The organism is Pseudarthrobacter sp., from assembly GCF_036675385.1.
Taxonomy (GTDB): Bacteria; Actinomycetota; Actinomycetes; order Actinomycetales; family Micrococcaceae; genus Arthrobacter.
The window spans coordinates 12,308-39,107 of sequence record NZ_JAKFFD010000007.1 but is presented as its reverse complement, the minus strand read 5'-3'; the positions used below and the strand labels follow the sequence as shown (position 1 = coordinate 39,107).

Sequence of the window (26,800 nt, the reverse complement as noted above, 5' to 3'; positions counted from 1 at the left end):
GAGAAGGGCCCTATGACAGGGCATGACAACGACGTCTACCGTCCGAGCGACCGCGACCTGCTGAAGCGGGCGATCCGGGAAACCGCAGCCCGGACTGGCTCGGCCGTGTTCTTCGCTGGCCTCGTCAATCGCACCGAGCTCACCATCACCGAGTTCCTCGGCACGACGACGCACGGTCTGAAGAACCTCAGCGTGCAGCCCGGCGAGGGCGTGGGCGGGCGGGCCCTCTCCCAGGCGCGCACGGTCGGGGTGGCCGATTACTTCGACTCCGACAGCATCACTCATCATCACGACGACGCCGTACGCATCGAGGGGCTGCGGACCATGGTGGCGCTCCCCATCCTCGTGGACGGCCGCGCCCGGTGTGTCCTCTACGCGGCAACCCGGGAGCGCACATCGATCGGCGAGTGCGTGGTGACGGAACTCAGCGCTGGCGCCTCGAGGATCTCGCGGGAACTGGCCATTCGGGACGAGGTGGACCACCGGGTCGCGATTCTCCGAGTCGTCCAAAGCCTGGCCGCGGAGCCACCGGACCGGAACCTCATCGAGACCGTCCGGCTCGCGCATGCCGAGCTCCTCTCGGTGGCCAGCACCACGACTGATCCCGAGCTCGCCCAGCGCATCCTCGCCGTGACCGCACGGCTCGAGGGCTCCGACGCGGCGCCGGCCGGCGTCCCGCACCTCACCCGACGGGAGACGGATGTGCTCGCCCAAGTGGCGCTCGGCTGTTCCTATGCCGAAACCGGCAAACGGCTCTCACTCAAGGCAGTCACCGTGAAGAGCTACATGCAGACGATCATGGCGAAACTGGACGGGCACAGCCGTGCGGAGGCCGTAGTGGCCGCACGCCGGCTCCGCCTTTTGCCCTGACCGGTGGCGCGAAAACACCTCCATCGGGAGGTGGTGGCGAACGCACGGCGCTGGCACGATGACATCTTCGCGTCGAAACAAACCTCGTTTCGACGACCGATGTCAAAGGAGATATCGCATGCTCGAAAGCCTCGCACCGGTTGCGAACCGGTCCGGTCCGCGCCCCACCTCGATGGCCAGGGTCGCCGTCGCCAGCTCGATGGGCAGCATCATCGAGTTCTACGACTTCCTCATCTACGGTACGGCTGCGGCCCTCGTCTTCCCCCAGGTCTTCTTCCCGGCGCTCGGCCCGGCCGCCGGCACCCTCGCCTCATTCGGAACCTTTGCCGTGGCCTTCGTCTCGCGCCCCCTTGGTGCCGTCCTGTTCGGCCACTTCGGTGACAGGCTGGGGCGCAAGAAAACGCTCGTCAGCACACTGCTCATCATGGGCATCGCGACCGTCACCATCGGGCTGCTGCCCGACGCCAGCGTAATCGGGATCGCCGCGCCGATCATCCTCGTTGTTCTCCGCTTTCTTCAGGGATTCGCTGTCGGCGGCGAATGGGCCGGCGCGGCACTGATGGCCGCCGAGTACGCCCCGCCCAAACACCGGGGCCTCTTCGCAGCCTTCCCCCAACTGGGCCCGTCGATTGGCTTCGCCCTCGCGAGTGCAACCTTCCTCATCATCAATCTGTCACTCGGCGACAAGTCGGAGGCATTCCTCACGTTCGGCTGGCGCATTCCGTTCATCGGAAGTGCCGTGCTCGTTATGATCGGTCTCTACATCCGCCTCAAGATCGAAGAGACTCCGGTCTTCAAGGAGGCCAGCAACTCGAGCGCCGTCCCGGCCGGGCCCCGCAAGCTGCCCGTGTGGGAGTCGGTGCGAAACCAGCCACGCCAGATCCTCCTGGGCGGCGCCTCCACCATGATGCTCTTCGCCTTCTTCTACATCGGCACAGCCTTTCTCAGCAGCTATGGCACAAGTGCCGAGGGCCTTGGCCACAGCCGGCCCACCATCCTCTCGCTGGGAATCGTCGGCGCGATGTTCTTCGCAGCAGGAACTATTGGCAGCGCAATGCTCTCCGACCGGATCGGCCGCCGAGCCGTGATCGTTGGCTCGTGCGTCGTGGCGATCCCCTGGTCGCTCCTGCTCTTCCCGATCCTCGACATCGGCACCACCTGGTCGTTTGCAGTCGGGCTGTCCGGCACGCTGCTGATCGTCGCCGGCATCTACGGTCCGGTGGGCGCCTTCCTGCCGGAGCTCTTCGCCACCCGCTACCGCTACACGGGTGCCGGAATGGCCTACAACCTCGGAGCGCTCGTCGGCGGCGGCATCACACCGCTGGTGGCGGCATCGCTCGGCGCCAGCCTGGGAAGTCCCGCCATCGGGCTGCTTCTGGCCGGCGTGAGCCTGGTGAGCCTCTTCGCCACGTTCGGCCTCCCGGAAACCCGTGGCATCGACCTCGCAACCTCCGGAACCGCCGCCGCAAAGTGACCGCAGCGGGCGCCCTTTTCACCAGATTCGTCGGCATCGACGAACTCGATTTTCCTGCTCCCGGCCCAGGGTGTGCGCATTGTGCACAATACAGCTCAGTCAGCTGGGTGTTGACTGTGCGCAGTGCGTGCAGCCCTGACCTTGCGCTTTACGAACAGGCACTGCCTCCTTTTTGCAAAGCCGTCGAAGAGTACGCCGAGGGGCCAATATCCTTCCACGAGCACAAGCTCGCTCAGTCAAGGAGTCAACAAAACCGGGGCAGTCCCTTCCACCGGGCAGAGCAGGTCGACTAGTTCTCTGAGCTGTTTCGGCAGGAACGGTTTGGCCAGGTAGGCGGCTGCGCCAGAGGCCATGCCGGCCATCTCGTCGTCGGGCTCGGCGCGGGCCGTGATGAAGAGCATCGGGGCTTCTGACAGGTCCCGGATCCGGTGTGCCACCTCGTGGCCATCGATGTCAGGCAGCCCGAGATCCAGCGTCACCAGCACCGGATGCAGGGTCCTGGCAGCGGCTAGGCCCTCTGCTCCCGAAGCGACAGCATGGACGTCGAACCCCATCTGGGTCAGAATGACGCAGATCAAACTTCGAATGTCCTGGTCATCTTCGATGACCAGGACAACTCCTCGTGATTTCATGGCATCTCCCGGTGCTGTCTGCGAAGTGTAGGACCGAAGCCGCCGCTGCACGTCCTAGGCCCGCCTAAGCCCACACTCACAGACAACTTCGGAATGATTCAATGCTGTTGCGCCGGTGATGTAGGCCCAGTTTAGCGCCGGGTTTGACCTGTGGAGCTTATTTCGTGCAGCCGGCGGATACGGAGCAGCAGCACCGAACGGGCAAACTCCTCCGGGGCTAGCCCAGGCTTGTTTTGAGGTTGTCGTCCAGAGCTGCGAGGAAGTCCTCGGTGGTAAGCCATTTCTGGTGCGGGCCCACCAGAAGCGCGAGGTCCTTAGTCATCTTGCCGGATTCGACCGTCTTAATGACGACGTCTTCGAGGGTGCCGGCAAAGTCTATGACGGCGGGGGTGCCGTCCAGTTTGCCGCGGTGCATGATGCCCCGGGTCCAGGCGAAGATCGAGGCGATCGGGTTGGTCGAGGTCGGCTTGCCTTGCTGGTGCTGACGGTAGTGGCGGGTGACGGTGCCGTGCGCGGCTTCGGCCTCTACGGTCTTGCCGTCCGGGGTCATCAGCACGGAGGTCATGAGACCGAGCGAGCCGTAGCCCTGGGCGATGGTATCCGATTGGACGTCGCCGTCGTAGTTCTTGCAGGCCCAGACGTAGCCGCCGTCCCACTTCATCGCCGATGCCACCATGTCATCGATCAGGCGGTGTTCGTAGCTGATGCCGGCTGCTACGAACTGATCCTTGAACTCGGCGTCGAACACTTCCTGGAACACGTCCTTGAACTGGCCGTCGTAGGCCTTCAGGATCGTGTTCTTGGTGGAGAGGTACACCGGGTAGTTCCGCTGCAGCCCGTAAGCGAAGGAGGCACGGGCGAAGTCGCGGATGGAGTCGTTGAAGTTATACATGCCCATGGCCACGCCACCGCCGTCGGGGTATACGACCACCGTCTGCTTGATCTCTTCGCCGCCGCCGGAGGGTGTGAAGGTCATGGTCAGCGTGCCCGGACCCGGGACCTTGAAGTTGGTGGCCATGTACTGGTCGCCGAAGGCATGGCGGCCAATGATGATCGGCTTGTTCCAGCCCGGGACCAGACGGGGGATGTTCGAGATGATGATCGGCTCGCGGAAGACCACCCCGCCCAGGATGTTGCGGATGGTTCCGTTCGGGGAAGCCCACATCTTCTTCAGGCCGAATTCCTCGACCCGGGCCTCGTCGGGGGTGATCGTGGCGCACTTGACGCCCACATTGTGTTCCTTGATGGCGTTTGCGGCGTCGATCGTGACCTGGTCATCGGTGGCGTCGCGGTTCTGGATGGACAAGTCGAAGTACTTCAGGTCCACGTCCAGGTGCGGGAGGATGAGGCGGTCCTTGATGAACTGCCAGATGATGCGGGTCATCTCGTCGCCGTCAAGCTCCACAATGGAGCCAACAACCTTGATCTTTTCGTTCATACCGTCTCCTTGATTCATGGGCATATTGACCCACACCGATGGTGGTCTCTGACATCTGAAGCCCTCGCGGTGGGTCTGACGTCGCGGGCCGGCGCGGATGACGCCGGATCACCTGGTTCTTTCCGGTTACACGCTGGCAGGCGAAGCCGGAAGTGGTGCCCGGTGCGCGGAGGGCACCGGGCACCACGTCTGGCACCTATCGGGAGCTGATGCGCGGCGTCCCCCGTCGGGCGGCGAAGCGGTTTTTTAGGCGTTGCAGCTCGGCCGGCAGTTCGGGGGGCAAAGAGTCGCCGAACCGGGCATACCACTGGTCGATGCTGTCAATTTCCTGGGCCCATTCCTGCGAATCGACCGCCGACGCGGCCCGGAGGTGTCCGGGTGTGATGTCGAGGCCTTCGATATCGAGGCAATCCAGCGCTGGGACGAAACCGATTGGGGTTTCAATGGCGGCAGCTGTCCCCTCGAGCCGTTCAATGGCCCATTTCAGGACACGGGAGTTGTCTCCGAATCCAGGCCAGAGGAAACTACCGTCGCTGTCGCGGCGGAACCAGTTGACCAGGAAGATCCGGGGCAGTCTGGCGGGATTGGCCGTCCGGCCGATCTCCAGCCAGTGTTTGAGGTAGTCCCCGGCGTCGTAGCCGATGAAGGGGAGCATCGCCATCGGATCGCGGCGGACTACCCCGACCTGACCGGCCGCTGCTGCTGTCGTCTCGGAGGAGAGAGTTGATCCCATGAAGACGCCCCCCGTCCAGTCCCTGGACTCGGTGACGAGGGGGATGGTTGTCTTCCGGCGGCCACCGAAGAAGATGGCGGAGAGCCGCACGCCTTCGGGTTGGTAGTATTCCTCGGCCAGGATACTGACCTGGCTGATGGGGGTGCAGAACCGTGAGTTGGGGTGCGCTGCGGGCCGGCCGGAGGCGGGGGTCCAGTCCTGTCCGGTCCAGTCGGTCAGGTGCTCCGGGGTCTCCCGGGTCATGCCTTCCCACCAGACGCCGCCGTCATCGGTGAGGGCGACGTTGGTGAAGATAGTGTTGCCCTTGGCGATGGCGTCCATCGCGTTGGGGTTGGTGTGCCAGCCGGTGCCCGGTGCGACGCCGAAGAGGCCCGCCTCCGGGTTGGTGGCGCGCAGTTCCCCGTCCTTGCCCGGACGTATCCAGGCGATGTCATCCCCGAGGGTTTCCACCGTCCAGCCCTCCACGGTGGGGTTGAGCAAGGCGAGGTTGGTTTTACCGCAGGCCGAGGGGAAGGCGGCGGAGATGTAGTAGACCTTCCGTGCCGGGCTGGTGAGTTTGAGGATGAGCATGTGTTCCGCGAGCCAGCCCTCCTGACGGGACATCGCGGAGGCGATGCGCAGCGAGTAGCATTTCTTGCCCAGCAGCGCGTTGCCCCCGTATCCGGAACCGTAGGACCAGATGGACTTTTCCTCAGGAAAGTGGACGATCCATTTATCGTCATTGGAGGGCCAGCTGACATCCTGTTGACCTGGCTCCAGCGGTGCGCCGACGGAGTGCAGTGCTGGGACAAAATCCGCGTCCAGTTCGACCATTTTGGCCAGGACATCGTTACCGGTGTGGGCCATGATGCGCATGGACGCGACGACGTAGGCGCTGTCGGTGATCTCCACCCCGAATTTGGGGTCCTCCGCGTCCAGGTGGCCCATCACAAAAGGAATCACGTACATGGTGCGCCCCCGCATGGCCCCGCGGAAGAGCCCGTGCAGGTTCTCCTTCATCCGTGCCGGCTCCATCCAGTTGTTGGTGAAGCCCGCGTCGCGTTCGTGTTCGGAACAAATGTAGGTCTGCTCCTCGACCCGGGCGACGTCCTTGGGGTCGGAGAAGGCGGCAAACGAGCTGGGAAACCTGTCTTCGTCCAGGCGGACCAGGGTTCCGGCCGCAACGAGCCCGTCGGTGATCGTGCGGTATTCGGCATCTGAGCCGTTGACCCAGTGGATGCTGTCCGGCCGGGTCAGGCCGGCAACTTCGCTGACCCAGTCCGAGAGGCGGGCAAGGGCGGCCGGGGCGGTATCCGTGACGGTGGACTGTGTGGAATTTGGCAAGGTTCTCTTCCTTCCCCCGCGCTTTGTACCGTTGGCGGGGACGATCCTAGAAGGTCATGGAGTAGTTCATCGGAGCACCGCAGTCAGGGGCAGATGAGAGTCCAGGAGCGGCTGCGAATCCTTCGAAGGTTGGCCACATGCCTTCAGGCACTTAACTATTTGATGGTTTCATCATTTTATATAATAGTCCATATGGGGACGCCGGTTCTCCTGAATCCGGCGTTCCGGGGCGCCGTCATGCCGCCCCGTGACGCATCGCCAAGTGAAAGCGACTGTTCCGATGGACCGAATTCCCGTCGGTACCTTGGTGAAAGAGATTGCATAGTCTCGGACGGTGCCCGCGCCCGGGTTGTGCCTAAAAATCCGCGGGGCGTCCGCTCATCACCCGAGGCCTCCCGGCGTCACCAGGGGCAGCGATACCGCGGTCCTCACCGAACCCGGCCAGGGAGGCCCGCGGGAAGAGCGCCGTGACGAACACACCCGCAGGACGGGGCGCCGCGGCGGCGCAGAGTGCGGGTGCTGGTCCCAAATTCGCAGGTCGTCAGGCCGGTGCCGCGCCCCACGGATACTGACCGTGACGTGCCTGGTCGCGGTCCGGTCCGCGTCGCCTGCGCGGAGCCCGACCAGGCAGCTCCCCCCGCCGGCCGGCGCGTTCCGCAGTGTGAAACGGGAGCGGACCGGTCCGTGGAAACCGGACCTGGCGGGGACGAAATGCTCCGACCCCTGTTATATTGGATGATGGATCTATAAAGTAGTCAAGCAAGCGTTTATTGTGATCGGCCGGGGAGGCAGACATGGAAGAATTCTCGGATTTCCGGGCACCGTTGTACGAGGTGAAGGCCAACCTTTTCAAGGGCTTGGCGCACCCGGTCCGGATCCGCGTGCTGGAGCTCTTGTGTGAGGCTCCGGAGGTGTCGGTGACGGAGCTGTTGGCGGCGACGGGCCTGGAGGCCTCGCATCTGTCCCAGCACCTGTCTGTGTTGCGCCGGTACCATCTGGTCCGGGGGGAGCGGCGGGCGCTGCAGATGTTCTATTCGTTGGCGTACCCGCAGGTCGCCGACCTGCTGTCCGTGGCGAGGTTGCTGCTCAACGACATCCTGCACGCTACCCGTGAGCAGCTCGAACATTCAGCCGCCACGTCCCCTCTGACTGCGGCAGCCGGAAGTTCAAAATGAAGGCACTGACGGCGGCGCGCGCGCTGCTGCCGGGGTGGAAGGACTATGCAGATCTGCCCCGCACCTGGAAAGGCGACCTGATCGCCGGGGTCACCGTGGGTATCGTCGCCCTGCCGCTGGCACTGGCCTTCGGGGTCAGCTCCGGCGCCGGAGCGGCCAGCGGACTGATCACCGCCGTCATCGCCGGCATAGTTGCCGCCGTCTTCGGCGGTTCCAACATCCAGGTTTCCGGCCCCACCGGGGCGATGGTCGTGGTCCTGGGCCCGGTCATCGCCACGCACGGCGGCGGGGCCCTGGCAGCCGTGGCGGTCCTCGCCGGGGTCATCGTCGTCGCCGCCGGGGTGCTGAAGCTCGGCAGAGTCGTGACGTTGCTGCCGTGGCCTGTCATCGAGGGCTTCACCCTCGGGATTGCGATGATCATTTTCCTCCAGCAAGTCCCGGCCGCTTTCGGCGTCAAAGCCGGCCCGAGCAGCAACGCCGCTGTTTCGGCCGTCCAGGGACTCGCAACAACGTCCCCAGCCGCACTCCTGGCCCCAGTGGCACTGGTGGCACTGGTCGCGGTGATAATGATTGCTTCACCCCGGATCCACCCGCAGATCCCCGGTTCCCTCGTCGCCATAGTCGTGGCGAGCATCGCCGCCCAGGTACTCGACCTGCCCGTGGCCCGGATCGGCGCCCTGCCCGACACCCTGCCGGCCCCTGTCATCCCCGCTCTGGACTGGGGCACCATGACCGCCCTGGCCGCACCGGCGGCGACCATCGCGGCGCTGGCGGCGATCGAGTCGCTGCTCTCGGCCCGGGTTGCCGCGTCGATCTCCGATACCGGCCCCTACGACGCCGACCGTGAGCTCCTGGGCCAGGGCCTCGCCTCTGTGGCATCCGGGTTTTTCGGCGGCATGCCGGCCACCGGGGCCATCGCCCGCACCGCGGTGAACATCCGCTCCGGCGGCCGGACCCGGCTGGCTGCCATCACGCACGCCCTGGTGCTGCTGGCTGTGGTCTATCTGGCCACTGGTCCGGTCTCGAGGATCCCGCTGGCGGCGCTGGCCGGGGTTCTAATGGTCACCGCCACCCGCATGGTCTCCCTCGGCACGCTGCGCAGCGTGATCGGCTCAACCCGGGCCGACACCGTAGTGTTCTTCGTCACTGCCCTGATCACCGTGTCCTTCGACCTGATCGAGGCAGTGGCAATCGGCATCGCCGTCGCTTCCTTCTTCGCCCTGCGCGCCCTGGTCAAGTCCAGCGGCGTGCATCGCGAAGAGATCCCCGGCCCCGCCCGGGACGGGGATGAGCACATCGCTGTCTTCCGCCTCGATGGGGCCCTGTTTTTCGCCGCAGCCGAGCGCGTCCTGGACCGGGTCAGTACGATCCGAAACGTCGATGTCGTCATCATCCGCATGTCCCAGCTCCAAGTCCTGGACGCGACCGGGGCCCGGGTCATCACCGACATCGTCAATGCCCTCGAACGCCGCGGCATTACCGTGCTGATCAAAGGCATCCAGGACCGCCACCTGGCCTTGGTCACCCGGGTCGGCGTCCTGGAATCCCTGCGCCACCACAAACACCTCTTCGCGGACCTGCCCCCGGCCGTGGAACACGCCCGCAGCCACGTTGCCCGCGCCCAGGCCGAACGCGCCGGACAAAACCCCGGACAGGACGCCGCGCCTGGCGCCGGCACGGCGGAGGCCACCGGCATGCCCACGGCGCGCAATGAATGATATGGAGCACCCATTGCCGTCAACAGCGCCCGTGCAATCCCGGCCGGAACGGGACCGCATGCCGCAGTACCTCATGGTTTTCGGACTGGCGGCCCTTCTTCTGCTCGACGGCCCGGCACTCGTCACAGTGCCCGGGAGCCCGGCATGGATGGCAGGGGTTGTACTGACCGGCCCGATCGTCGGCATCCCCGTAGGGATCGCCGTTTTCCGACTCCACAACCGGGCGGGCCGCCGCTCAGACGGAACAGCCGCCCGGCGTCCGAATGGGAGCCGGCCATGAGTGTGGACGGCATGCCGTTGCCGGCGTGGAAGCACGCAGGGCGGGGCCGGCCCGGCTACCCCGCCGACGCCCCGGCCTGGAACCGCTGGTACGCCGAAACGGACTACGGCTGGGCCCCTGCCAGCTCGTCGGTGCGCTCAGAACTCAACGGACTGGCCCCGGGACGGGCGCTGGACCTGGGGGCCGGGGACGGGCGCCACGCGGTGTGGCTGGCCGGCCGCGGCTGGCGCGTGCAGGCCATGGACTTTTCGTCCGAGGCCCTGGCGATCGGACGCGAACGTGCCTTCGCCGAGGGCGTGACCGGCCTGATCACCTGGTCGGTGGCCGACGTCACCGCCCACACCCCTGACCCGGGGAGCCTGGACCTGGTCCTGGCCGCCTTCCTTCACCTGCCCGGACCGGAGCTCGAAGGAACCATCGCCCGCAGCGCTCGGAGCCTGGTCCCCGGGGGGCTGTTCCTGTACATCGGCCACGCCCCGGCGGACCCCCGCGAAAGCGCCTCCGTGCCACGGACCGCAGCCGTGCTGCACGACAGCGCCCGCGTGGCCGCCTGGGCCCGGAGGGCCGGACTGTACGTTGAATCAGCCGGAACCCGGTCCCGGCCCGTTCCCGGTTCCCGCCGCCCCGCGCTGGACTGCGTCGTTCTGGCCCGCTGCCCGCCCCCTCCAGACCCGTCTCCGTCCACCGAACACTCTCACCGCGAGGTCCCGTCATGACAGCACGCACCAGCACCGCCACGGTCCCTGTTTCTGTGGTTCCCAGGTCCAAGGGCAAGATTGTCGTCAGCTGGATCACGACCACAGATCACAAGACCATCGGGTACATGTACCTCATCGCGTCCTTCACATTCTTCTGCCTGGGCGGTGTAATGGCCCTGCTGATCCGGGCCGAGCTCTTCGAGCCCGGGATGCAGATCCTGCAGACCAAGGAACAGTACAACCAGCTGTTCACCATGCACGGCACGATCATGCTCCTGATGTTCGCCACGCCCCTCTTCGCCGGGTTCGCCAACGTCATGATGCCCCTGCAGATCGGCGCCCCCGACGTCGCGTTCCCGCGGCTGAACGCCCTGGCCTTCTGGTTCTTCCTCTTCGGTTCCCTCATCGCCGTGTCCGGCTTCATCACACCCCAGGGCGCAGCGTCGTTCGGCTGGTTCGCTTACGCGCCGCTGTCCAACACCACGTTCAGCCCGGGGGTCGGTGGTGACCTATGGGTCTTCGGCCTTGCCCTGTCCGGCTTCGGCACCATCCTTGGTGCGGTGAACTTCATCACTACCATCATCTGTATGCGCGCACCGGGCATGACCATGTGGCGGATGCCAATCTTCACCTGGAACACGCTGGTCACGGCCATCCTGATCCTGATGGCCTTCCCGCCCCTGGCCGCGGCCCTGTTCGCGCTGGGCGCCGATCGCCGCTTCGGCGCGCACATCTTCGACCCCGAAAACGGCGGACCTGTACTGTGGCAGCACCTGTTCTGGTTCTTCGGCCATCCCGAGGTCTACATCATCGCGCTGCCGTTCTTCGGCATCGTCTCCGAGATCTTCCCGGTCTTCAGCCGTAAGCCGATCTTCGGCTACAAGGGCATCGTCTACGCGACCATCTCCATCGCCGCCCTGTCCGTGACTGTGTGGGCACACCACATGTACGTGACCGGCTCGGTGCTGCTGCCGTTCTTCGCCTTCATGACCATGCTCATCGCCGTACCTACAGGCGTGAAGTTCTTCAACTGGATCGGCACCATGTGGGGCGGCTCGCTGACCTTCGAAACGCCCATGCTCTGGAGCCTGGGCTTCATCGTCACATTCCTCTTCGGCGGCCTGACCGGCATCATCCTGGCCTCCCCGCCACTGAACTTCCATGTCTCCGACACGTACTTCGTGGTGGCACACTTCCACTACACCGTCTTCGGCACCGTCGTCTTCGCCATGTTCGCCGGCTTCTACTTCTGGTGGCCCAAGTGGACCGGCAAGATGCTCAACGAGCGCCTCGGAAAGATCCACTTCTGGATGCTCTTCCTGGGCTTCCACGGCACCTTCCTCATCCAGCACTGGCTCGGCGTCGAGGGCATGCCCAGGCGCTACGCAGACTACCTTCCGCAGGACAACTTCGCCGTGATGAACCAGTTCTCCACCGCCTCTTCCTTCCTCCTTGGCGCGTCCTTGATCCCGTTCTTCTGGAATATCCACATCACCTGGCGCCGCGGGGAAAACGTGGAGGTGGATGATCCGTGGGGCTTCGGCGCCTCCCTGGAGTGGGCCACGTCCTGCCCGCCGCCGCGCCACAACTTCACGTCCCTGCCGCGAATCCGCTCCGAACGCCCGGCCCTTGACCTGCACCACCCTGAACTGGCCCCTCGGACACACGACACCGCCCGGACGCCGGCCGCGGCCGCCCTGGGTGCCGCAGATATCGGAGAACGGGATGTCCCTTCCCCCGACATCAAAGTCTGACCTTCTCCCGGCCTCTGCCATATCCCCGACCCGCCCGCCCACAGGAGGACAGCCATGGACAAATACCTGAGGAACATCTGGTCCGCTTCGGCGGAGCTGGAAATGATCCAGTTCCAGACCGACCAGGCCCACGACGGGCTCGTCCAGGCCATGTGCGAGGCGATGGCGGCACGGATGTCCCCCGCCGACGTCGCAGCGGCTGCCAACATGAGCCTGAGCGAACTGTTCGACACGCTCCGCAGGCGCAGCACCGTTCCCTCCGCGGAGAACAACCATGCGGTACACGACTCGTAAGCCCGGTCCCCTGCGCCTGGCGTGGAGCAAAACACCCCCGGAGCGAACATCACCACTTTCGGCGAAGCCCTCTGGTGGGCCGTGGCCACTATCACGACGGTCGGCGACAGCAATTTCTACCTCGTCACGGAGCTTGGCCGGTTTGTCGCCGCTGAAACCGCCGCCGCCGAAGCCCCTCACGAAGAACTCACCCGGCTCACCGCCCGCATCAAAGAACTAACAGCCTGCATCTACCAGCTCAATGCCCCTTCCCTGGGGCATGCCGGCGCCGAACACGTTCCCACTCACCGGCGCTGACGGGCCCGTCATGCCATACCGCACCCAGACCCAGGAGCCACCCATGAACCCGTCCCTGCCCCGCAGTATGCCGGACCCGCCTGTCCGCGGATCCCGTGTCGTCGGCGTCGGATCCTACCAACCGGCCAGGATCCTGACGAACAGTGAGCTGAGCCTGATGGTGGACACCAGTGACGATTGGATCCGCAGCAGGACGGGCATCGAAACGCGCCGCATCGCCGATGCCGAATCCGTGGCCGACATGGCCATCCGGGCCGGACAGGACGCCCTTCAGCACGCCGGGATGGACGCCGGGAACCTGGACCTGATCATCGTTGCCACCGTCACGGCCAAGGACCGCTCCCCCAGCACCGCAGGCCGGGTCTCAGCCAGCATCGGCGCCGGCTCGCCAGCCGTTTTCGACGTCAACGCCGCCTGTTCCGGTTTCACCCATGCGATGGCCATCGCCGATCAGGCGATCAGGGCCGGGTCCGCGACCACGGCGCTGGTCATCGGAGCGGAAAAACTCAGCGCCTTCACTGACTGGGCCGACCGGAGCACCTGCGTCCTGGTCGGAGACGGTGCCGGCGCGGCACTCCTGACTGCCACCGACGAACCCGGGGTAGGGCCGGTCCACTGGGGCTCAATACCTGCCCTCGCACAGGCAGTCAGAATAGAAGAACCCTCCCTGCACCTGGAACAGGAGGGCCTCACTGTCTACCGCTGGGCCATCACACAGGCAGCGCAACTGGCACGCCGCACCTGCGAACTGGCAGGAATCCGCCCTCAGGACCTCGCCGCGTTCATTCCGCACCAGGCGAATCTGCGGATCATCGAACCCCTTGCTGACCAGCTCGGCATCCCCCGGGCAATTACCGCCCGCGACGTGATCCACTCCGGAAACACCTCATCAGCCAGCATCCCGATCGCACTTGCCAAACTCGTCCGCTCCGGGGAAGTCCCCCCGGACAGCCCGGCCCTGCTCTTCGGATTCGGCGGCGGTTTCGCCTTCGCCGGCCAGGTCATCCGCACCCCTCGGAACACCGCAGCTGCTCCCCCGGCAGGCGACCCGGACCTCTCCTGACCGCCGAGAACAGTGCCGGGGCAGGACCATCGGCACTCACGGCCAAACGAAGTACCGAAACTTTTATGGGCACGGCGACGATTCAGGACGAGGAAGAAACAGAATCATCAGGAAACGAAGCCAGCCCTTCAACGACACCCGTACCGGGCATCATATGATTCTGGCCCGCCTGCCTTCCGTTCGCGAGGGGGCTCGGGTACTTCGGGACAATGAAAGGTTCAGGCCAACGCACACGGCCGGTTCCGCAGCGAAACCCTGCCGCAGGTCCTGAGCCTACGGCCGGACGGTGCCGTGGTGGACATCCGACTGGAGGACGTACCGAAGTCGAATTCTGCCGCTGTCAGTTTCCGAAGTCGCCTGCACTCGGACGGGGCAATGAATGGCACGGCCGACTCGCGCGGCGCCTTGGGGAATGTAACCAGGAAAATCCCTTACATTTTTCTACGAACCGTAGAAAGATGGGGGACATGTTGTTCATACACGATGACCCGATCCTTATCCTTGACGAAGAGCAGTCCTGGAAGCTCCTCGAACACACCCAGCATGGGCGCATTGTTCTGACCGCCGCAGGCGAGACCGATATATTCCCGATCAACTACCGCGCCCACGACGGCGTCCTGCTGCTGCGCACTGCCCCGGGCACTAAGCTCGCCGAACTCACTATCAATGAGAACGTGCTCCTCGAAGCCGACGGCATCACCAGCGAGGAAGCCTGGAGCGTAGTGGTCAAGGGAACGGCCCGCGCGCTTACCCTGGGCCAGGAGATCGCCGATGCGGAGGCACTGAACCTGAAGACGTGGGTGCCCACGTTCAAAGACTTCTATGTCGAAATCAAACCGTCGCGGATCAGCGGGCGGCACTTCAACTTTGGCGAGCAGCCGGAACGGTTCTAACGCATTCCGACTAGACTGCATCGCACCCGGCCTCGGCGTACCTGGCCAATAGAGGCGGGGAAACGCTAGCCAAATCTGTGGTCATCTTGGCCCTCCGTCGGCAGACCTCAGCAAACGCGAAATCATCAGGTGCCGCTCAAGCTCCGAGCTATGTTGTCTACAGAACGTTTGTATGCCGGTTGACCATCAACGGGAGCAACGCGACATGCATCCCCCTAGCGCGGGACGCAGCCTTTCACTTAGTGTGTGCGCATGGCTGCCGGACCTTTTGTAGCGGGGCTCGATGGGCCCGCCTCGGATGCAATGTTGAAGCTGGGCCGTTTTTTTACGAAATGGGACCAGACCGACGATGGCAGGGCTGTGTTCCGGGAGGGTGGCCGCAAGGGCGATATTTTCTACCGCGACCGGTGGAGCCACGACAAGGTGGTCCGCTCCACGCACGGGGTGAACTGCACAGGCTCCTGTTCCTGGAAGGTGTATGTCAAGGACGGCATCATCACGTGGGAATCCCAGCAGACGGACTACCCCTCGGTGGGGCCGGACAGTCCGGAATACGAGCCGAGGGGCTGTCCGCGCGGGGCGGCATTTTCCTGGTACACCTACTCGCCCACGCGCGTCCGGTTCCCGTACGCCCGCGGCGTGCTGGTGGAGATGTACCGCGAGGCGAAGGCCCGGCTGGGCGATCCGGTGTTGGCCTTCGCCGAGATTGCCGGTGACCCGGGAAAGCGGCGCCGCTACCAGCAGGCCCGCGGCAAGGGCGGCCTGGTGCGGGTGTCCTGGCAGGAAGCGATCGAAATCGCGGCCGCCGCGCACGTGAACACGATCAAGGCCTACGGCCCGGACCGCTGCGCCGGCTTCTCGCCTATCCCGGCGATGTCCATGGTCTCGCACGCTGTGGGGACCCGTTTCATTCAGCTGATCGGCGGGGTGATGACGTCCTTCTACGACTGGTACGCCGACCTGCCCGTGGCCAGCCCGCAGGTCTTCGGCGACCAGACCGACGTCCCGGAATCAGGCGACTGGTGGGACGCGGGCTACCTCATGATGTGGGGCTCCAACGTCCCGGTGACCCGGACCCCGGACGCGCACTGGATGGCCGAGGTGCGCTACCGCGGCACCAAGGTGGTGACCATCAGCCCGGACTACGCCGACAACACGAAGTTCGCCGACGAATGGCTCCCCGCGCAAGCCGGAACGGACGCCGCACTGGCGATGGCCATGGGGCACGTCATGCTCAAGGAATTCTTCATCGACCGTGACGTGCCCTTCTTTTCCGACTACGTTCGCCAGTACACTGACCTGCCCTTTCTGGTCCGGCTGGAAAGGCGCGACGACGGTTCCCTCACGCCGTCGAAATTCCTCACCGCCAAGGACCTCACCCTGGAGTCCGGGGCCGAGGACGCGGCGTTCCGCACCGTGCTGTTCGACAAGAAGACCGGGCTCCCCGCCGTGCCCAACGGCTCGATGGGCTTCCGCTACTCGGGCAGCGGCGAGGGCAAATGGAACCTGGACCTCGAGGGGATCGAGCCCGCACTGTCGCTGCGCGAGGTCTCCGGGGAAAGCGCGGAGATCCTGCTGCCCTGCTTCGAAGACGCCGGCGGGGCCGGTAGCGTACTGAGGCGCGGAGTGCCGGTCCTCGAGGTCGATGGCCGGCTGGTCACCACCGTGTTCGACCTCATGCTGGCCCAGTACGGCGTCGGCCGCGAAGGGCTCCCGGGTGACTGGGCCACGGGTTACGAGGACGCCTCGACGCCCTACACTCCGGCATGGCAGGAGGAGATCACGTCCGTCCCGGCGCAGGCCTGCATCCGGGTGGCCCGCGAGTTTGCCCGGAACGCAGAGCAGTCCAAGGGCCGCTCCATGATCATCATGGGCGCCGGGATCTGCCAGTGGTTCCACGGCGACACGACCTACCGGGCGGTCCTGGCCCTCGTGATGCTGACCGGCTGCATGGGCCGCAACGGCGGCGGCTGGGCGCACTACGTGGGCCAGGAAAAGACCCGGCCGGCCACAGGCTGGGTGTCGCTGGCGAATGCCCTGGACTGGTCCCGGCCGCCGCGGACCATGATCGGCACCGGGTACTGGTACATGCACACGGACCAGTGGCGCCAGGACGGCTACTCCGCGGACGCCCTGAAGTCACCGCTCTCCACCGGAGCCCTGGACGGGATGCACACCGCGGACGCGCTGGCCCAGTCCGCGCGGCTCGGTTGGATGCCCTTCTATCCTCAGTTCGACCGGAACCCGCTGGACCTCGCGGACGAGGCGGAAGCCGCAGTCGCTGCCGGCACCGCGAAGGACACCCCCAGCTACATCGCGGACGCGCTGAAAAACCGCACACTGAATCCAGCGATCGAAGACGTCGATGCCCCGGAGAACTGGCCGCGGACGCTGGTGCTGTGGCGCTCCAACCTGTTCGGCTCCTCCGCCAAGGGCAATGAGTACTTCCTCCGCAACCTGCTGGGAACCCATAACAATGTCCTGAAAGACCACGCCGAAGGGCTTAAGCCCAAGGACGTGAAATGGCATGAGCAGGCGCCGGAAGGAAAGCTGGACCTGCTGGTCTCCGCGGACTTCCGGATGACCTCCACCACACTGCTGTCCGACGTCGTGTTCCCGGCCGCCACCTGGTACGAGAAGCACGATCTGTCCTCCACCGACATGCACCCTTTCGTGCACGCCTTCAGCCCCGCGATCGACCCGCCCTGGGAAACCAAGACGGATTTCGACACTTTCCACCTGCTGGCCCAGGAGTTCTCCCGCCTGGCGAAAACCCACCTGGGCGTCCGCCGGGACCTGGTCAGCGTGCCGCTGCAGCACGACACCCCCGGCCAGCTCGCCCAGCCCGGCGGGATAGTCCGGGACTGGCGGGACACGTCCATCGCCGCGGTTCCCGGTCAGAACATGCCCATCTTTTCCATGGTCGAGCGCGACTACACCGCCATCGCGGACAAGCTCGCCGCCGTCGGGCCGCTCGCCGACAAACTGGGCTTCACGGTCAAGAACGTCACCTACAAACTCGCCGGCCCGTTGGAGAGGCTCAGCCGCTCCAACGGTGTGATGCTCGGCGGCGCCGCGGACGGCCGCCCAGCGATCGACACCGACGCGAAAATGGCCGAGGCCATTCTGGCCTTCTCCGGCACCACCAACGGCGCCCTGTCCGTGCAGGGCTTCAAGGACTTGGAAGTCCGCACCGGCCGGAAACTGGCGGACCTGTCCGAAGGCTCCGAAGAAAAGTTCATCACCTTCGCCCAGACCCAGGCCGGTCCCGTACCGGTGATCACCTCGCCGGAATGGTCCGGTTCCGAAACGGGGGGCCGCCGCTACGCCCCGTTCACCATCAACGTCGAGCGACTCAAGCCCTGGCACACCCTGACCGGGCGGATGCACTTCTTCCTGGACCACGACTGGATGATCGATATCGGCGAGGCCCTGCCGATATACCGGCCACCGCTGGACATGCACCGCCTCTTCGGTGAGCCGAAGCTCGGCCAGGACGGGGCCATGGAGGTGGTGGTCCGCTACCTGACACCGCACTCCAAGTGGTCCATCCACTCCGAATACCAGGACAACCTGCTGATGCTTTCACTGTCCCGCGGCGGGCCCACGGTCTGGATGAGCCCCTCCGACGCGGCCGCCATCCAGGTCAAGGACAACGACTGGGTGGAGTGCGTGAACATCAACGGCGTCCTCGTGGCCCGGGCGATCGTCAGCCACCGGATGCCCGCCGGTGTGGTCTACGTCCACCACGCGCAGGAACGCACCATCGACGTGCCGAAGTCCGAGGCGACTGGCCGGCGCGGCGGTATCCACAACTCCGTAACCAGGCTGCTGGTCAAACCCTCGCACCTGATCGGCGGCTACGCCCAGCTGGCCTACGCGTTCAACTACCTTGGCCCCACCGGAAACCAGCGCGACATGGTTGCCACCGTCCGCCGTCGTTCACAGGAGGTGCAGTACTGATGCGTGTTATGGCTCAAATGGGCATGGTCATGAACCTGGACAAATGCATCGGCTGCCACACCTGTTCCGTGACCTGCAAACAGGCCTGGACCAACCGCGCGGGCACCGAATACGTCTGGTTCAACAACGTCGAAACGCGCCCCGGGCAGGGGTACCCGCGCCGCTACGAGGACCAGGAGAAATGGCAGGGCGGCTGGGAGCTGAACAAGCGCGGCAAGCTGGTGCTCAAGGCCGGCGGCCGGGTGAAGAAGCTCCTGGGAATCTTCGCCAGCCCGATCCAGCCCGAGCTCAAGGACTACTACGAGCCCTGGACCTACGACTACAAGACCCTTGTGGACGCGCCGCTGGGCGACGACTTCCCGGTGGCGCGGCCCAAGTCCCTGATCACCGGGGAGGACACCAAAATCACGTGGTCCGCGAACTGGGACGATGATTTGGGCGGCTCCGCCGAATACGGCCACCTGGACCCGATCGTGGAAAAGGTCCGCCGCGAGTCCGAGGACAAGATCAAGTTCGCGTACGAGCAGACCTTCATGTTCTATCTCCCGCGGATCTGCGAGCATTGCCTGAACCCGTCCTGCATGGCCTCCTGCCCCTCCGGCGCCATCTACAAACGGGTGGAGGACGGGATTGTCCTGGTGGACCAGGACAAGTGCCGCGGCTGGCGGCAGTGCGTCACAGGGTGCCCCTACAAGAAGATCTACTTCAACCACAAGACGGGCAAAGCCGAAAAGTGCACCTTCTGCTACCCACGGGTGGAGGTGGGGCTGCCGACGGTCTGCTCGGAGACCTGCGTGGGGAGGCTGCGGTATCTGGGGTTGTTCCTGTACGACGCCGATGCCGTCACCGCTGCGGCGTCCGTCACTGACCCCCAGGAGCTTTACGACGCCCAGATGGACGTACTGCTGGATCCGAACGATCCCGCGGTCCAGGCCGAGGCTCGGGCCCACGGCATCCCGGAGGACTGGATCGATGCCGCCCGGCGCTCGCCGGTCTACGCCCTGGCCAAGGTCTACAAAGTGGCACTTCCGCTGCACCCCGAATACCGGACCATGCCCATGGTCTGGTACGTGCCGCCGCTTTCGCCGGTGGTGGACCTGCTGCGGGACCAGGGGCACGACGGCGAGGATCACGGCAATCTGTTCGGCGCCATCGACGCGCTGCGGATCCCGGTGGAGTACCTCGCGGAACTTTTCACCGCCGGGGACGCGGACCGGGTCACAGCAGTGCTGAAGAAGCTCGCGGCCATGCGCTCCTTCATGCGCGGCATCAGCATGGGCAACGACCCCGACGACTCCATCCCGGAGGCTGTGGGCATGGACAGCCAAACCATGTACGAGATGTACCGGCTGATGGCGATCGCCAAGTATGAGGAACGCTACGTGATCCCGAAGGCGCACGTTGAACAGGCCCATGACCTTGAGGAGATGGGCTGTTCACTTGATTTCGACGGGGGCCCGGGCATGCAGGACTCCTCACCGTTCGGTGAGGCCAGCGGAAGGCCCGTCCCGGTGGCGGTGGAGACTTTCAACGCACTTCGGGACCGGCAGACCTCCGGCTCCGCGCCCGGCGAAACCACCCTGCGCGGCAGGGTAAACCTGCTTAACTGGGACGGTACCGGCGCCCCTTCGGGGCTGTTCCCGGAGAAGCCTCCGCTTCCCAGGGCAACCGGCGGCGCGGCCGGAACCCCGGCATCGGGGGCGCAGCCGTGACCCGACGTCTTCAGGTCCTCTACCTCGCGGCAGCTTGGTGCCTGTCCTACCCGGACGAGGAACTCATCGGCCGGGTCCCGCTGATGCGCGCCGCGCTGGCCGAGTTTCCCGGCACCGTGGCGGACTTCCAGGAGGTCCTGCACCGGCTGGAATCCACGCCGCCCATGGAGATCCAGGCCGACTATGTTCGCGAGTTCGACCTCGGCCGGCGCCATGCCCTCCACTTGTCCTACTGGACCGACGGGGATACCCGGCGCCGCGGCGAAGTCCTGGGCGCCTTCAAACAGGCCTACCGTCAAAGCGACATCCTGGTGGACACCCACGGAGAACTGCCTGACTACCTGCCGATGGTCCTGGAATACGCCGCACTGGTGGACTTAGCGGCGGGGCGTGACTTGCTGATCCGGTACCGCGCGAGCCTTGAGATGCTCCGCTTTGGCCTGCTGCGGGACGAACTCCCGCATGCGTGCATCCTCCAGGCCATCTGCGCCACCCTGCCCGGGAAATCCCCCGCCGACGAGCAGGCCGTCATGCGGATGGCCGGTTACGGTCCGCCCACCGAAGCCGTGGGCCTGGACCCCTACGATCCGCGGCTGCTGCCCGTGAAGGGGGCCTGACCATGCTGACTTTCGAAACCGAGCCCAGCTCCGCCGCCGAACTCTCCGCCCTGGACATTGTGCTGTGGGGCGTCTTGCCGTTCGTCATGGTGGTGGTGCTGGTGGGAGGCCTCATCTGGCGGTACAAATACGACCAGTTCGGCTGGACCACGAGGTCCTCCCAGCTCTACGAATCCCGGCTGCTGCGCATTGCGTCGCCGCTGTTCCACTTCGGTCTGCTTGCCGTGATCGCCGGGCACTTTTTCGGACTTGTCATCCCTATGGCCTGGACGCAGGCAGTGGGGATGAGTCAGGAGTTCTACCATTTCAACGCCCTGCTGGTGGGCGGCATCGCAGGACTCGGAACGCTTGGTGGGATCCTCCTGCTGATTTACCGCCGCCGCACCACGGGGCCGGTTTTTATGGCCACCACGAAAAATGACAAGACGATGTACGTCGTGCTGACGGCTGCCATCGTTTTCGGGCTCTGGACAACCTTGGCCAGTGTGTTTGAGGGCGAGCACGGGCACAACTACCGCGAAACGGTGGCTCCGTGGTTCCGTTCCCTTTTTGTCTTCCAGCCGGACATCGGGGCCATGGCGGCAGCGCCGTTCTCCTTCCATCTGCACACCCTGATAGGCATGGCCTTGTTCGTGATCTGGCCGTTCACCCGGCTGGTGCACGCGTTTACGGCGCCGCTGCACTACCTCTTCCGGCCCTACATCGTCTACCGCTCCCGGGACAAGCACAGGACTTCCAGCACCCCGGTGCGGCGAGGCTGGTCGCCGGTGGGAACCAAGGACAGAGATACCCGCAGCCGTTGAGCTGAAGGAGGAAACCGTGGCCGGATCAGTGTCGCTTCCCACGTCCGCCCCCGCTGGCCGGACACTCAACCTGGTGCTCGCCACCTCAGCCTCGGTGGTGTGTTTCTGGGCCTGGAACTCCGTCGCCACGTTGGGCTCGTTCTACACACAAAACCTCCACCTGAATCCGGCATCCACCGGCGTGCTCGTGGCCATGCCCGTGTTCGTCGGCTCGCTGGGACGGATCGCCGTCGGCGCCCTCACGGACAAGCACGGGGGCCGTACCATGTTCACTTTCGTGCTGCTGGCGTCCATCCTGCCGATCCTGCTGGTCGCTGTAGGCGGAACCATCAACTCATTTGCCCTGGTCCTCGGCGCCGGACTGCTGCTCGGGGTGGCGGGAACCGTATTCGCTGTCGGGATTCCGTTCGTGAGCGGCTGGTACGAACCTTCGCGGAGAGGCTTTGCCACCGGTGTGTTCGGCGCCGGAATGGGCGGAACGGCCCTTGCCGCGTTCCTGAATCCGCGGTTGGTGGCCTGGATCGGGTACTTCCCCACACACCTGCTGATCGCCGCGGTCCTGGCAGGAATGGCCGGCCTGGTTTGGTTCCTCATAAAGGAATCACCGGGCTGGACCAGCAACAATGCTCCCGTTCTCCCCAAACTCATTGACGCCGCCAGGACACCAGTCACGTGGAAGATGTGCTTCCTGTACGCTGTCGTCTTCGGCGGCTTCGTCTCCTTCGCCACATACCTGCCAACTTACCTGCGGGATGTTTACAGCTTTGACCCCGCTGGGGCCGGCGCCCGCACAGCCGGGTTCGCCCTCGCCGCGGTTCTGGCCAGGCCAATCGGTGGTGTGCTCGCGGACAAGACGGGGCCCAAACCCGTCGTGGTCACCTCGCTCGCCGGCGTCGCGGTGCTGGCCTGGGTGGTGAACTTGCAGCCCGACGGCGAAGTCCCCGCAGGCCTGACCTTCGTGGCGATGGCAGCAGCCCTGGGCTTAGGCGCCGGAGGAGTTTTCGCTTGGGTGGGGGTGCTTGCGCCGCAAGGCAAGGTCGGCAGCATCAGCGGCGTGGTCAGCGCAGCGGGCGGCCTGGGCGGGTACTTTCCGCCCCTTGTCATGGGGGCAACGTACGACGCCGCGACCCACAGCTACTCAATCGGCCTTATGCTGCTCGTGGCCACCGCCCTGGTGGCCTTGCTCTTTACTCCGCTAGCGTTGCGTGGTCCCTCGAAGCGGCCTGTCTCGGCGTAAGTCAGATGAGCGGCCGATATCGAACCCTTGCCCTTCTGAGTCGCTGCTCCCGTTATTTTCGGTGAACAGCTGGTCCGGAACATCCTCTTCGGTCCTCATCACGAGGTCCAGGGTATTGCGTGCGTCACAGTTCAAGCCTGCGCGTGTCCTCCAGCCGTCTCAAAATGAGACTTCCACAGCCATCTTGAAAAACGAGTGGGAGCAGATGCGGGTGGTGCCCTGTCTCAATTTGGTTGGCCACGTTGACGCGCGAAAATGCCATCTAAATTGAGACAGACCGGGTGGAACCTTCTCAATAGGTCATGCTGTATTCAACAAATGGACGTTCGGTACCGTTCTTGAGAGTGCGGATCGCCTTGTGGAGACTGACTGGCAGGAGGCCGGGCCTTCCGCTGGCACGTGGTTGAAAAGGATGTCGAAATGGTTCTCTTCCTTGAGGATTTGAATCGCCGATCCCCACGGTACAAGAGTGGTGACGCCCGTCGGTGCCTCACTAAGCGGCGCGATCAGCCCCGGCTCAGGCAGGGCGACGGTGACTTCGGCTGGAGCCGACCGCCACTGTCGTACGCCAAGATGCGAGCCGTCGTAGCCGCAAGGAACCCACTCGCAATAATTCGTCTGACAGGTTGCACGTAGCGGATCGCGTCCTCACGACTGAGATAGCGAGGACCGGATTCCGCCAACGAACGCTGATGGCATTCACCGTGCAGCAATCGGCGCCCTACTTGCGCGTAGCCCAGCCTTGATCGCCCGGCTGTACGCGTGCTCGCCCACAACTTCGACGTTCGGCCATTCCGAACAGCCGAGCGACATACGATACCGCGGCCCGCTTGGAGAAACGGGCCGAGGGGATCGAGATATCGTGCAGATGGGTCAGCGCATATTGGGATGCGCCTGCTAGCTGGCCCGAACGAATGGATTCCACGGCGGAAGTTCAGTCGCCGACGGCTATCCGGCCTCGGCGCACGATCAGCGGGTCGGGGTCGTGGACAACTGCGGTGTTCTTGCCGTCGTAGTCGAACTGATTTAGGAAGTAGCGCATGGCGTTGATACGTCCGCGCTTCTTGTCGTTGGATTTGATGGTGATCCAGGGTGCGTGATCTGTGTCGGTGCGGAGAAAGGTTTGCTCTTTGGCCTCGGTGTAGGCCTCCCACCGGTCCAGGGAGGCAAGGTCCACGGGCGAGAGTTTCCAGCGCCGGACGGGGTCGATCTGGCGGATGGCGAAGCGGGTGCGCTGCTCGTGGCGGGTCACGGAAAACCAAAACTTATTCAGGTGGATCCCGGAGTTGACGAGCATTTCCTCGAAGACGGGCGCCTGCGTCATGAAGGCCTGGTATTCCGCGTCGGTGCAGAATCCCATGACGCGTTCGACGTTCGCACGGTTGTACCAGGAGCGATCGAACATCACGATTTCACCTGCCGTGGGCAGGTGCTGGATGTATCGCTGGAAGTACCACTGGCCCTGTTCACGGTCCGACGGTTTGCCCAGCGCGACGGTCCGGGCGGAGCGGGGATCGAGGTGCTCGGTGAAGCGCTTGATTGTCCCTCCTTTGCCCGCCGCGTCGCGGCCCTCGAAAACGATCACATTCTTGAGACCGCGGTCCTGGCCCCAGTACTGGAATTTGAGCAGTTCGATCTGCAGGAGGTATTTCTCCGCCTCGTAGGCCTCGCGGGTCATCCGCTCGTCGTAGGGGTAGTCCTCCCGCCACGTCTCAACAGCCGAGCCGCCGGGGTCGATGAGCTCCGGGTCCTCGCCTTGCCCGCCGCGGACTGTGTATCCCAGCTCGACGAGGCGGTCGATGGCGTGGCGAAGATTATCCCTGACCCACCACGGGTCCTCGGGGGTCCACGGTTGCCCTTCCTCCACCATCCGGGCCTCCCTATGGCGCCGCGAAGTGTCGCCCGCAGTCTAACAGGACAATAGGCGTGCCAGGCAGGTCATTTTCGCCCCGACAGGCCTGCCTGACATCTCCGGCTCGGGCTCCGGCCAAGTCAACAGTTCGGACTTTGAACAGGGCGCCGCCCTTGGCGTCCAGCACCTGATCGGACACGGGCATCGGGATATCGGCATATTGGTGGGTGGGGACATTGACCCTTCACGCGTAGACCCGCGACAAAATGGCTGGAAGAAGGCCCTCAACGAGGCAGGCCTACCTGAGGGGCCGGCCGAACTCACCGACTTCACCCGCCAGGGCGGATACGAAGCGACCCGCCGGCTGCTGGCATTGCCTAAGCCGCCGACAGCGATCTTCGCCAGCTCCGACCTGCTTGCCGTGGGCGCACTGCGCGCCATTCACGAAGCCAACCTGTCCATACCGGATGATGTTGCCGTCGTTTCGTTCGATGGAACATCTGAATCGGAATTCAGCTGGCCCCAGCTGACCACAGCGCGTCAGCCCATCGATCGGATCGCAGAGAGGGTTCTGGCAGCAGCCCTGTCACCGGAAGAGCCGGGCGGCGGGATCGAGCTCCTCACCACCGAACTCATCGTTCGCAAGTCTTGTGGCTGCTGACCCTTGTGTCCAGGCAGCCTACCCGCAGTTTCTTACGTTTTTGCCTTCCTGATTCTCATGGGAATATATCCTGAGCATACTCAGTTATGAGTGTAGTCACCATCGCGTAGACGCGGCCGCCAGGCCTAGCGTCCACGGCAGCCGAACATCGGCTGGACCGGCGGTGATGCTCTGATACATCGAAAGAAGAAGGACTAACCCATGACCCTTTCCGCCCTGTGGCAACCACTGACTCTGGGCCGCCTTGACCTATCCCATCGGCTGGCGCTGGCACCCATGACCCGAAGCCGCTCCAACCCGGATGGCACGCCGGGCGACTTGGCGGCCGAGTACTACGGGCAGCGCGCCTCATTGGGATTGATCATCACCGAGGGCACGCAGCCGTCGGCAGACGGACAGGGCTATGCCAACACGCCGGGGATCTACACCCCCGAGCATGTCGAGGGCTGGCGAAGCGTCACCGAAGCAGTTCACGCCCGCGGCGGGGCGATGTTCATCCAACTCATGCATGTGGGCCGCATGTCCCACCCGGACAACAGTCCTCACCACCATCAGCCCGTGGCGCCCTCGGCGATCTCCGCAGACCAGGATATTTTCACGCCGACCGGACCCCAGAAGACGCCGACACCGCGAGAGCTGAGCCCGGAGGATATCCACGCCACCGTGGCTGACTTCCGCCACGCGGCAGCTTCGGCCATTGCAGCCGGCGCCGACGGAGTTGAAATCCATGGGGCGAACGGTTATCTCCTGCACCAGTTCCTCTCCCCCAACGCAAACCACCGCACCGACGCATACGGCGGATCAATAGAAAACCGGTCGAGGTTCGTGATCGAACTCGCCCAGGCCCTGGCCGATGAAATCGGCGCAGACAGGGTTGGCATCCGCCTCTCCCCCGCCATGCCATTAGGTGGAATCAACGAGGGCGACACCGAGAGTGTGCGCGCCCAGTACCGGCACCTGGTAGGCGAGCTCGCGACCCTGAACCTGGCGTACCTGCACCTTCACCATGTAGGCGACGACGAACTGCTCCGCTCCCTCAGGGATATATGGCCGACGGCGGTGCTCGTGGTCCGCTACGGACGCAACCGTGAGCAGATAGCCGACGACGTCGCGGCCGGACTTGCGGACGTTGCCCCACTGGGCCGTTATGCGCTGGCCAATCCCGACATCGTTGAGCGCCTGCGTTCAAACGCACCCCTTAACGAGGTGGATCCCAGCACTCTCTACGGCGGCGGGGCAGCCGGATACACCGACTACCCGGCCCTTGCCCACGCCTAATCCCGCACCATCCACGCCGACCGGCGCGGATGGAA

The 26,800-nt window shown here is 64.8% G+C and carries 21 protein-coding genes; 17 read left to right on the top strand and 4 right to left on the bottom strand.

Features of this window, described 5'->3' with window-relative positions; translation table 11 throughout:
- The first annotated feature begins 12 nt into the window (after window positions 1-12).
- On the top strand, window positions 13-870 hold the full coding sequence (locus V6M49_RS00450; protein ID WP_141140477.1) for a LuxR C-terminal-related transcriptional regulator: 858 nt from the start codon (window positions 13-15) through the stop codon (window positions 868-870).
- A 118-nt stretch (window positions 871-988) separates the two neighbouring features.
- Window positions 989-2,344 (top strand): MFS transporter, encoded by a 1,356-nt coding sequence (locus V6M49_RS00445; RefSeq protein WP_332759409.1) that lies wholly within the window; start codon window positions 989-991, stop codon window positions 2,342-2,344.
- Window positions 2,345-2,580: 236 nt separating this feature from the next.
- Here V6M49_RS00445 and V6M49_RS00440 read toward each other — a convergent pair whose 3' ends face one another.
- The 3 genes from V6M49_RS00440 to V6M49_RS00430 all read right to left on the bottom strand — a co-directional run bounded on the left by V6M49_RS00440 (window position 2,581) and on the right by V6M49_RS00430 (window position 6,470).
- Window positions 2,581-2,976 (bottom strand): response regulator transcription factor, encoded by a 396-nt coding sequence (locus V6M49_RS00440; RefSeq protein WP_332759407.1) that lies wholly within the window; start codon window positions 2,974-2,976, stop codon window positions 2,581-2,583.
- A 217-nt stretch (window positions 2,977-3,193) separates the two neighbouring features.
- Window positions 3,194-4,414, bottom strand: a complete 1,221-nt coding sequence (locus V6M49_RS00435) for an NADP-dependent isocitrate dehydrogenase (protein ID WP_332759406.1) — start codon at window positions 4,412-4,414, stop codon at window positions 3,194-3,196.
- A 196-nt stretch (window positions 4,415-4,610) separates the two neighbouring features.
- Complete coding sequence (locus tag V6M49_RS00430) at window positions 4,611-6,470, bottom strand: phosphoenolpyruvate carboxykinase (GTP) (RefSeq protein ID WP_332759405.1); 1,860 nt, start codon at window positions 6,468-6,470, stop codon at window positions 4,611-4,613.
- A 794-nt stretch (window positions 6,471-7,264) separates the two neighbouring features.
- On the opposite strand from V6M49_RS00430, the gene V6M49_RS00425 reads away from it, so the two are divergent.
- The 13 genes from V6M49_RS00425 to V6M49_RS00365 all read left to right on the top strand — a co-directional run bounded on the left by V6M49_RS00425 (window position 7,265) and on the right by V6M49_RS00365 (window position 22,974).
- A complete protein-coding gene (locus V6M49_RS00425; protein ID WP_141140472.1) occupies window positions 7,265-7,645 on the top strand; it encodes an ArsR/SmtB family transcription factor in 381 nt (126 codons plus the stop codon).
- Window positions 7,642-9,363 carry a SulP family inorganic anion transporter gene (locus V6M49_RS00420; protein WP_246848503.1) on the top strand — a complete coding sequence of 574 codons (1,722 nt, stop codon included), beginning with the start codon at window positions 7,642-7,644 and terminating at the stop codon, window positions 9,361-9,363. The genes V6M49_RS00425 and V6M49_RS00420 overlap by 4 nt, the downstream gene beginning before the upstream one ends.
- A gap of 276 nt (window positions 9,364-9,639) precedes the next feature.
- Complete coding sequence (locus tag V6M49_RS00415; protein WP_332759403.1) at window positions 9,640-10,359, top strand: class I SAM-dependent methyltransferase; 720 nt, start codon at window positions 9,640-9,642, stop codon at window positions 10,357-10,359.
- Complete coding sequence (ctaD, locus tag V6M49_RS00410; RefSeq protein WP_141140471.1) at window positions 10,356-12,095, top strand: aa3-type cytochrome oxidase subunit I; 1,740 nt, start codon at window positions 10,356-10,358, stop codon at window positions 12,093-12,095. Before V6M49_RS00415 ends, ctaD begins: the two co-directional genes overlap by 4 nt.
- Window positions 12,096-12,149: 54 nt before the next feature.
- Entirely contained in the window at window positions 12,150-12,389 is a 240-nt protein-coding gene (locus tag V6M49_RS00405) for a hypothetical protein (RefSeq protein ID WP_141140470.1), read from the top strand.
- A gap of 21 nt (window positions 12,390-12,410) precedes the next feature.
- On the top strand, window positions 12,411-12,686 hold the full coding sequence (locus V6M49_RS00400; RefSeq protein ID WP_141140469.1) for an ion channel: 276 nt from the start codon (window positions 12,411-12,413) through the stop codon (window positions 12,684-12,686).
- A 43-nt stretch (window positions 12,687-12,729) separates the two neighbouring features.
- Entirely contained in the window at window positions 12,730-13,749 is a 1,020-nt protein-coding gene (locus V6M49_RS00395; protein WP_246848502.1) for a beta-ketoacyl-ACP synthase III, read from the top strand.
- A gap of 467 nt (window positions 13,750-14,216) precedes the next feature.
- The gene (locus V6M49_RS00390) at window positions 14,217-14,642 is read left to right on the top strand and encodes a pyridoxamine 5'-phosphate oxidase family protein (RefSeq protein WP_141140468.1); all 426 of its coding nucleotides are present in this window, start codon (window positions 14,217-14,219) and stop codon (window positions 14,640-14,642) included.
- A gap of 252 nt (window positions 14,643-14,894) precedes the next feature.
- Window positions 14,895-18,605, top strand: coding sequence for a nitrate reductase subunit alpha (locus V6M49_RS00385; protein WP_332759400.1), 3,711 nt, complete (start codon window positions 14,895-14,897; stop codon window positions 18,603-18,605).
- Window positions 18,605-20,317: a nitrate reductase subunit beta gene (narH, locus tag V6M49_RS00380; RefSeq protein ID WP_332759399.1), complete on the top strand. Its 1,713-nt coding sequence runs from the start codon at window positions 18,605-18,607 to the stop codon at window positions 20,315-20,317. Before V6M49_RS00385 ends, narH begins: the two co-directional genes overlap by 1 nt.
- On the top strand, window positions 20,314-20,934 hold the full coding sequence (gene narJ, locus V6M49_RS00375) for a nitrate reductase molybdenum cofactor assembly chaperone (RefSeq protein ID WP_332759398.1): 621 nt from the start codon (window positions 20,314-20,316) through the stop codon (window positions 20,932-20,934). Before narH ends, narJ begins: the two co-directional genes overlap by 4 nt.
- A 2-nt stretch (window positions 20,935-20,936) precedes the next feature.
- The gene (narI, locus tag V6M49_RS00370) at window positions 20,937-21,737 is read left to right on the top strand and encodes a respiratory nitrate reductase subunit gamma (protein WP_141140464.1); all 801 of its coding nucleotides are present in this window, start codon (window positions 20,937-20,939) and stop codon (window positions 21,735-21,737) included.
- A 16-nt stretch (window positions 21,738-21,753) separates the two neighbouring features.
- A complete protein-coding gene (locus tag V6M49_RS00365) occupies window positions 21,754-22,974 on the top strand; it encodes an MFS transporter (protein ID WP_332759397.1) in 1,221 nt (406 codons plus the stop codon).
- A gap of 934 nt (window positions 22,975-23,908) precedes the next feature.
- Here the strand turns inward: V6M49_RS00365 and ppk2 are convergent.
- On the bottom strand, window positions 23,909-24,844 hold the full coding sequence (gene ppk2 / locus V6M49_RS00360) for a polyphosphate kinase 2 (protein WP_141140462.1): 936 nt from the start codon (window positions 24,842-24,844) through the stop codon (window positions 23,909-23,911).
- Window positions 24,845-24,914: 70 nt separating this feature from the next.
- Between ppk2 and V6M49_RS00355 the strand changes: the two genes are divergently transcribed.
- Both V6M49_RS00355 and V6M49_RS00350 read left to right on the top strand, forming a co-directional pair.
- On the top strand, window positions 24,915-25,487 hold the full coding sequence (locus tag V6M49_RS00355) for a LacI family DNA-binding transcriptional regulator (RefSeq protein WP_332759429.1): 573 nt from the start codon (window positions 24,915-24,917) through the stop codon (window positions 25,485-25,487).
- 201 nt (window positions 25,488-25,688) lie between these two features.
- Window positions 25,689-26,765: an alkene reductase gene (locus V6M49_RS00350; RefSeq protein WP_332759396.1), complete on the top strand. Its 1,077-nt coding sequence runs from the start codon at window positions 25,689-25,691 to the stop codon at window positions 26,763-26,765.
- Window positions 26,766-26,800: the final 35 nt, after the last annotated feature.

What these genes read in the sequence shown, in the direction of transcription:
- V6M49_RS00350 (WP_332759396.1), top strand. Translation starts at nt 25,689, where the DNA reads ATGACCCTTTCCGCCCTGTGGCAACCACTGACTCTGGGCCGCCTTGAC.
- V6M49_RS00405 (WP_141140470.1), top strand. Translation starts at nt 12,150, where the DNA reads ATGGACAAATACCTGAGGAACATCTGGTCCGCTTCGGCGGAGCTGGAA.
- narI (WP_141140464.1), top strand. Translation starts at nt 20,937, where the DNA reads ATGCTGACTTTCGAAACCGAGCCCAGCTCCGCCGCCGAACTCTCCGCC.
- V6M49_RS00435 (WP_332759406.1), bottom strand. Translation starts at nt 4,414, where the DNA reads ATGAACGAAAAGATCAAGGTTGTTGGCTCCATTGTGGAGCTTGACGGC.
- ppk2 (WP_141140462.1), bottom strand. Translation starts at nt 24,844, where the DNA reads ATGGTGGAGGAAGGGCAACCGTGGACCCCCGAGGACCCGTGGTGGGTC.
- V6M49_RS00395 (WP_246848502.1), top strand. Translation starts at nt 12,730, where the DNA reads ATGAACCCGTCCCTGCCCCGCAGTATGCCGGACCCGCCTGTCCGCGGA.
- V6M49_RS00445 (WP_332759409.1), top strand. Translation starts at nt 989, where the DNA reads ATGCTCGAAAGCCTCGCACCGGTTGCGAACCGGTCCGGTCCGCGCCCC.
- V6M49_RS00450 (WP_141140477.1), top strand. Translation starts at nt 13, where the DNA reads ATGACAGGGCATGACAACGACGTCTACCGTCCGAGCGACCGCGACCTG.
- narH (WP_332759399.1), top strand. Translation starts at nt 18,605, where the DNA reads ATGCGTGTTATGGCTCAAATGGGCATGGTCATGAACCTGGACAAATGC.
- V6M49_RS00415 (WP_332759403.1), top strand. Translation starts at nt 9,640, where the DNA reads ATGAGTGTGGACGGCATGCCGTTGCCGGCGTGGAAGCACGCAGGGCGG.
- V6M49_RS00425 (WP_141140472.1), top strand. Translation starts at nt 7,265, where the DNA reads ATGGAAGAATTCTCGGATTTCCGGGCACCGTTGTACGAGGTGAAGGCC.
- V6M49_RS00385 (WP_332759400.1), top strand. Translation starts at nt 14,895, where the DNA reads ATGGCTGCCGGACCTTTTGTAGCGGGGCTCGATGGGCCCGCCTCGGAT.
- V6M49_RS00440 (WP_332759407.1), bottom strand. Translation starts at nt 2,976, where the DNA reads ATGAAATCACGAGGAGTTGTCCTGGTCATCGAAGATGACCAGGACATT.
- V6M49_RS00420 (WP_246848503.1), top strand. Translation starts at nt 7,642, where the DNA reads ATGAAGGCACTGACGGCGGCGCGCGCGCTGCTGCCGGGGTGGAAGGAC.
- V6M49_RS00390 (WP_141140468.1), top strand. Translation starts at nt 14,217, where the DNA reads ATGTTGTTCATACACGATGACCCGATCCTTATCCTTGACGAAGAGCAG.
- ctaD (WP_141140471.1), top strand. Translation starts at nt 10,356, where the DNA reads ATGACAGCACGCACCAGCACCGCCACGGTCCCTGTTTCTGTGGTTCCC.